This is a genomic window from uncultured Caballeronia sp., from assembly GCF_964243625.1.
Classification (GTDB): domain Bacteria; phylum Pseudomonadota; class Gammaproteobacteria; order Burkholderiales; family Burkholderiaceae; genus Caballeronia.
This window is the reverse complement of record NZ_CAXTGZ010000343.1, coordinates 1-6,538: the sequence shown is the minus strand read 5'-3', so window position 1 is coordinate 6,538 and position 6,538 is coordinate 1. Positions and strand designations below refer to the sequence as shown.

The following is a 6,538-nucleotide window of genomic DNA, read 5'->3' as shown; positions in this document are numbered from 1 at the left end:
CGGGCATCGCGTTTATAAGAACTACGACCCGCGCGCGAAGCTGATGCGTGAAACGTGCCATGAAGTGCTGGAAGAACTGGGTCTGCACGATGACCCGTTGTTCAAGCTTGCAATGGCGCTGGAAAAGATTGCGCTGGAAGACGAGTACTTTGTGTCGCGTAAGCTGTATCCGAATGTCGATTTCTATTCGGGTATTGTTCAGCGCGCGCTGGGTATTCCGACCGCTATGTTTACGTGCGTGTTTGCAATGGCGCGTACCGTGGGCTGGATCGCGCAGTGGAACGAAATGATCGCTGATCCGGAACAGAAGATTGGCCGTCCGCGTCAGTTGTTCATCGGCGATACGCCGCGTGAAGCGAAGGCGATTGACAAGCGTTAAGTTGCATAAGCCAGTTGTTTGAACAAAGCCCCAGCGGGCATCCGCTGGGGCTTTTTGCATTTCGGAGCGGTATCGCTACGCTCGCCCCGGCTCCCGCTCCGTCTCACCTTAAACACAACTTGCCCGGGCCAAAACTCACTCGAACACGATGTTTATCAACATCCGAATTGTGTAGTAATGCCAAGATATCCGGGCTTACTGACCCTGCGGGTATTACCCGCATCTTGTTTGAGGAGCTTCCAATGTTTCCCGAATTCCGCGACCTGATTTCCACACTCAAAACCGAAGACGCGCATTTCGCCCGGCTGTTCCAGCGTCACAACGAACTGGACCATCAGATCAAGAACATGGAGAACGGGCCGTCGCCGGCGGATGGACGTTCTATCGAAACGCTCAAGAAGGAAAAGTTGCTGCTGAAGGACAAGATCTATGTCGTCTTGAAAAAGGCTGCTACGCCAGCTTGAGCAAGGAGTGCCCCGAACGACCTGGACACTCGGGGCACCTGGTTATAAGGAAAAGACTTTGACATCACAGCACGACAAATTCGATGCTCGCGACTCAGCCGTAAGAAACGTTGCGCGCGGCGACGTACTGCCGACCAGCACGCCGCGCGCCGCGCAGATCGATGAAACAAGCCGCGGTATCGATGCAGCCAATGAACACATTGCAAGCACCGTACAGCATGTGCTGTCGACCAGCGCCACGCATGATCCGGCCGCGCTGATGGAGACCATCAAGAGCTTGATGAGCGGTCTCTCACCCGATGAGGCCGCGACGTTCCGTAGCATCATGCTCGAGGGTGATCCCGCGTTGTGGCAAACACGTGCCTCGCGTCATCCTGACAACGAGTTGGCGCGGAATTGGCGCACGGGAAGGTACCCATATCGGAATCTGATGTCGCGGCGCGGGTATGAGAAGCAGAAGTATGCGCTGCAGGTGGAACTGCTGAAACTGCAGGCGTGGGTGCGGGAGACGGGCGAACGTCTGGTGATCGTATTCGAAGGACGCGATGCAGCGGGGAAGGGCGGCGCCATCAAGCGGTTCATGGAGCACATGAACCCTCGCGGTGCGCGCGTCGTTGCGCTTGAAAAGCCGTCGGAATCCGAGCGCGGCCAATGGTATTTCCAGCGATACGTGCAGCATCTACCGACATCGGGTGAAATCGTTTTGTTCGATCGTTCCTGGTACAACCGCGCCGGCGTAGAGCGCGTGATGGGTTTTTGCTCGGACCAGGAATATAACGATTTCATGCAGCAGGTTCCGGAGTTTGAACGCCAGCTTGTTTGTAGCGGAATCCACGTGGTCAAGTTCTGGTTCTCAGTAAGCCGGGATGAGCAGCGCCGGCGTTTCAAGGAGCGCGAGATTCATCCGCTCAAGCAGTGGAAACTGAGCCCGGTCGATCTGGCATCGCTGGATAAATGGGACGAATACACCGCAGCGAAAGAAGCGATGTTCGCGCAAACAGATACGGCCGATTGCCCTTGGGCGGTGGTTTTATCGGATTGCAAGAAACGGGCGCGGCTTAATGCAATGCGCCATGTGTTGCATAAACTGCCGTACACGAACCGCGATATGCGGGCAATCGGGACGGTTGATCCGTTGATCGTGGGGCGGGCGTTGTAAATAACTGGCAGTGCAAGGTAAGCGGGCGAAAGCGCAGATAGCGTTATCGCCCTTTTTCATTGGCGGCTGATTATTCATATCCGCCTGCGCAGCGTCGAAGGGTTCCATGCAGCCCGGTATTCCCCATACAGGTAGCACAACTACCACCCTAACCCCATGTTTTATATCGGTTTTTCCCCGAGTGGCAGCGCAATGCGCCGATCTGCGTGGCATAATCATCAAACCAAAAAACATACCCCGCAGTTACAACCGTCAAAAAGACCATGGCCCAGACGCTCTACGACAAGTTGTGGAATTCACATGTGATCCACACCGAGGACGACGGCACGTCCATCCTTTACATCGATCGTCATTTGTTGCATGAAGTGACGAGCCCGCAAGCGTTCGAAGGCCTGAAGCTGGCCGAGCGGCCGGTCTGGCGCATCAGCGCGAACCTGGCTGTGTCGGACCACAACGTGCCCACGACCGACCGTTCGCACGGCATCGCGGATCCGATCTCGAAGCTGCAAGTCGATACGCTCGATGACAATTGCGACGCCTACGGCATCACGCAGTTCAAGATGAACGACTTGCGGCAGGGCATCGTGCATATCATCGGGCCGGAACAAGGTGCGACGCTCCCGGGCATGACCATCGTTTGCGGCGATTCGCACACGTCCACGCACGGCGCGTTCGGCGCGCTGGCGCACGGCATCGGCACGTCGGAAGTCGAGCACGTCCTCGCCACGCAAACGCTGCTGCAAAAGAAAAGCAAGAACATGCTCGTCAAGGTCGAAGGTCCGCTGCCGCGCGGCTGTACGGCGAAAGACATCGTGCTGGCGATCATCGGCAAGATCGGGACGGCCGGCGGCAATGGTTATGCCATCGAATTCGGCGGCTCGACCATCCGTTCGCTTTCAATGGAAGGCCGCATGACGGTCTGCAACATGGCCATCGAAGCCGGCGCGCGGGCTGGCATGGTCGCGGTCGATGAAACCACCATCGACTACCTCAAAGACCGGCCTTTCTCACCGCAAGGCGTGGAGTTCGAGCAAGCTGCCACCTATTGGCGCGGTTTTACCTCCGACGCCGACGCAAAATTCGACCGCGTTGTGGAATTGAACGCCGCCGAAATTGTGCCGCAGGTGACGTGGGGTACATCGCCGGAAATGGTGGTGTCCATCGACGGCCGGGTGCCCGATCCCGAACGCGAGAAGGATCCGGTCAAGCGTGACGCCATCGAACGCGCGTTGAAGTACATGGCGCTCGAACCGAACACGCCGATGCAATCCATCAAGCCGGACAAGATTTTTATCGGCTCGTGCACGAACGCGCGGATCGAGGACTTGCGTGCAGCCGCGTATGTAGTGAAGACGCTTGGCCGCCGCGTGGCATCGAATATCCGTTTGGCGATGGTCGTGCCGGGCTCCGGTCTCGTAAAGGCGCAAGCCGAGCGCGAAGGACTGGACAAGGTGTTTACCGATGCCGGCTTCCAGTGGCGTGAACCCGGTTGCTCGATGTGCCTCGCCATGAACGCCGACCGGCTGGATCCGGGCGAGCGTTGCGCGTCGACATCGAATCGCAATTTCGAAGGGCGTCAAGGCGCGGGCGGACGCACGCATCTGGTGAGCCCGGCGATGGCGGCGGCAGCGGCCATCGAAGGTCATTTCGTCGATATCCGCGAGCTCGCATGAAACGCGTTGCAACTTTACTGGTGTTGATCGGTGTCGTCCACGGCGCAGCGGGCTGCAACACGGTCCACGGCTTCGGCGAGGACGTGCGCGCCACCGGCAACGCAATCAGCAACGCGGCCAAATAAACCCAACCGGTTACGGATCATGGAAAAATTCACTGTACATAGCGGGCTCGTGGCGCCGCTGGATCGCGCGAATGTCGACACGGACGCGATCATCCCCAAGCAGTTTCTCAAGTCGATCAAGCGCACGGGCTTCGGCCCCAACGCGTTCGATGAATGGCGTTATCTTGATGTCGGCGAACCCGGCCAGGACAATTCGAAGCGCCCGCTGAATCCCGATTTCGTGCTGAACCAGGCGCGTTACAAGGGCGCGTCGATCTTGCTGGCGCGCGAGAATTTCGGCTGCGGCAGTTCGCGTGAACACGCGCCGTGGGCGCTGGACCAGTACGGCTTTCGCGCGATCATCGCGCCGAGTTTTGCGGATATCTTCTTCAATAACTGCTTCAAGAACGGTCTGCTGCCAATCGTGCTGACGGACAGCCAGGTCGACAAGCTGTTCAACGAAACCTACGCGTTCAACGGCTTCACGCTCACAGTGGACCTCGAGCGCCAGGTCGTGCTGGCGGGCAACGGCACGGAATATCCGTTCGAAGTGCCGGGTTTCCGCAAGTTCTGCCTGCTGAACGGTTTCGACGATATCGCCCTCACGCTGCGTCACGCCGACAAGATCAAGCAATTCGAAAACGAACGCCTCGTGAAGCAGCCGTGGCTGAATAACCGCCTCGTGCGCTAAAAACGAACCAACAAAGACAAGGAAACACCATGAAGATTGCAGTGCTGCCCGGCGATGGCATCGGTCCGGAGATCATCAAGGAAGCCGTCAAGGTCCTGAACGCGCTCGGCGAGAAGTTCGAGATCGAAGAGGCGCCGGTCGGCGGCGCGGGTTACGAGGCGAGCGGTCATCCGCTGCCGGACGCGACGCTCGCGCTGGCGAAGGCATCGGATGCAATCCTGTTCGGCGCCGTGGGCGACTGGAAATACGATTCGCTCGAGCGCGCGCTGCGTCCCGAGCAAGCCATTCTCGGTCTGCGCAAGCATCTGCAATTATTCGCAAACTTCCGTCCGGCTATCTGCTACCCGGAGCTGACGGCAGCTTCGTCGCTGAAACCGGAGATCGTGGCCGGACTGGATATCCTGATCATCCGCGAACTAAATGGCGATATCTATTTCGGCCAGCCGCGCGGCGTGCGTTCGTCGCCGGATGGCTTGTTCGAAGGCGCGAAGGAAGGTTTCGACACGATGCGTTATTCGGAGCCGGAAGTGCGCCGCATCGCACACGTGGCGTTTCAGGCCGCGCAAAAGCGGGCGAAGAAGCTGACGAGCGTCGATAAAGCCAACGTGCTCGAAACGTCGCAATTGTGGCGTGACGTGATGATCGATGTATCGAAGGAATATGCGGACGTCGAGCTGTCGCACATGTACGTGGACAACGCGGCCATGCAACTGGTGAAGGCGCCGAAAGCGTTCGACGTGGTCGTGACCGGCAACATGTTCGGCGACATTCTCTCGGACGAAGCGGCCATGTTGACGGGATCTATCGGCATGTTGCCCTCGGCTTCGCTCGATAAAAATAACAAGGGCTTGTACGAGCCGTCGCATGGATCGGCTCCGGATATCGCCGGCAAGGGCGTGGCGAATCCGCTCGCGACCATCCTGTCCGCCGCGATGATGCTGCGTTATTCGCTCGGCAAGACGGAGCAGGCGGACCGCATTGAAACGGCCGTGAAGAAGGTGCTGGCACAAGGTTTCCGCACGGGCGATATCGCCACGCAGGACGGTCGCACGGTCGGCACGAAGGAAATGGGCGACGCGGTTCTCGCAGCCCTTTAAGCTTCTTCGGCACCGCAACTCGCTTTTCCGTTGGATGCATCAGCGAAAAATTCCCGCGGAAAAGCGTCTCGCGATCGACGCGTTATCAAGATACCGTCGATCGCGACATTTCATCTCGATTCGTCGCTATTGACGCATGAAACACGTCGAAACAGCGTGTTTTGTTCCCTGCGGGAGACGAATATGCGGGTTATCGTGTAGACTCTTTTGTTATGGCGAAGATCTCCAAAATCTCTCAGGACTCGATTTCATGCGGCGGCATTGAAGGCGCCCGCACGAATCGTCTCGCCATTACGCGTTTGAGCACCGTCACGTGCCTCAAACGCATTACGAAAACCATTTCCCTCAAAACGATCACGTTCCGCTGATCGCCTGTCGTGTCCGCCCATCTTCCCCGCGCGGTCACGCCGGCGGAGGGTCTGGCTGAAGCGGGGAAGTGTCCACAATAAAGGTTAGTCATGAACGTAGGTCTCGTTGGTTGGCGCGGCATGGTCGGCAGCGTCCTGATGCAGCGCATGCAGCAGGAAGGCGATTTCGACCTGATCGAACCGGTGTTTTTCAGCACCAGCAATGCGGGCGGCAATGCGCCGTCGTTCGCGAAAAACGAGACGAAACTCAAAGATGCGACAAGTATTGACGACCTGAAAAAGTGCGACGCGATCATTACGTGCCAGGGCGGCGACTACACGAACGACGTATTTCCGAAGTTGCGCGCCGCCGGCTGGAAGGGTTACTGGATCGATGCGGCTTCGTCGCTGCGCATGAAGGACGACGCGGTCATCATTCTCGATCCGGTGAACCTGAACGTCATCAAGGATTCGCTGGTGAAGGGCGGCCGGAATTTTATCGGCGGGAATTGCACGGTCAGCCTGATGCTGATGGCGCTCGGCGGCTTGTTCAATCACAAGCTGGTCGAATGGACGACCGCCATGACGTATCAGGCGGCTTCCGGCGCGGGCGCGCAGAACATG

Annotated in this window: 8 protein-coding genes; all 8 read left to right on the top strand. The window is 58.2% G+C overall.

What is annotated here, in order from left to right:
• The coding region (locus tag ACFFAR_RS21085) for a citrate/2-methylcitrate synthase (protein ID WP_375508392.1) at nt 1-379 on the top strand (379 nt) is incomplete at its 5' end.
• A gap of 242 nt (nt 380-621) precedes the next feature.
• A complete protein-coding gene (locus ACFFAR_RS21080) occupies nt 622-843 on the top strand; it encodes a DUF465 domain-containing protein (RefSeq protein ID WP_174363904.1) in 222 nt (73 codons plus the stop codon).
• A 58-nt stretch (nt 844-901) separates the two neighbouring features.
• Nucleotides 902-2,002: a polyphosphate kinase 2 gene (gene ppk2, locus ACFFAR_RS21075; protein ID WP_375508391.1), complete on the top strand. Its 1,101-nt coding sequence runs from the start codon at nt 902-904 to the stop codon at nt 2,000-2,002.
• Between the two features lie 263 nt (nt 2,003-2,265).
• A complete protein-coding gene (leuC, locus tag ACFFAR_RS21070) occupies nt 2,266-3,675 on the top strand; it encodes a 3-isopropylmalate dehydratase large subunit (protein ID WP_174363905.1) in 1,410 nt (469 codons plus the stop codon).
• Entirely contained in the window at nt 3,672-3,800 is a 129-nt protein-coding gene (locus tag ACFFAR_RS21065; RefSeq protein ID WP_174363906.1) for an entericidin A/B family lipoprotein, read from the top strand. Before leuC ends, ACFFAR_RS21065 begins: the two co-directional genes overlap by 4 nt.
• A gap of 19 nt (nt 3,801-3,819) precedes the next feature.
• Nucleotides 3,820-4,470, top strand: a complete 651-nt coding sequence (gene leuD, locus ACFFAR_RS21060; protein ID WP_062002462.1) for a 3-isopropylmalate dehydratase small subunit — start codon at nt 3,820-3,822, stop codon at nt 4,468-4,470.
• Nucleotides 4,471-4,499: 29 nt separating this feature from the next.
• Nucleotides 4,500-5,567 (top strand): 3-isopropylmalate dehydrogenase, encoded by a 1,068-nt coding sequence (leuB, locus tag ACFFAR_RS21055; protein ID WP_062002463.1) that lies wholly within the window; start codon nt 4,500-4,502, stop codon nt 5,565-5,567.
• A gap of 458 nt (nt 5,568-6,025) precedes the next feature.
• Nucleotides 6,026-6,538 (top strand): aspartate-semialdehyde dehydrogenase (locus tag ACFFAR_RS21050; protein ID WP_174363907.1); only part of this gene is annotated, 513 nt, incomplete at its 3' end.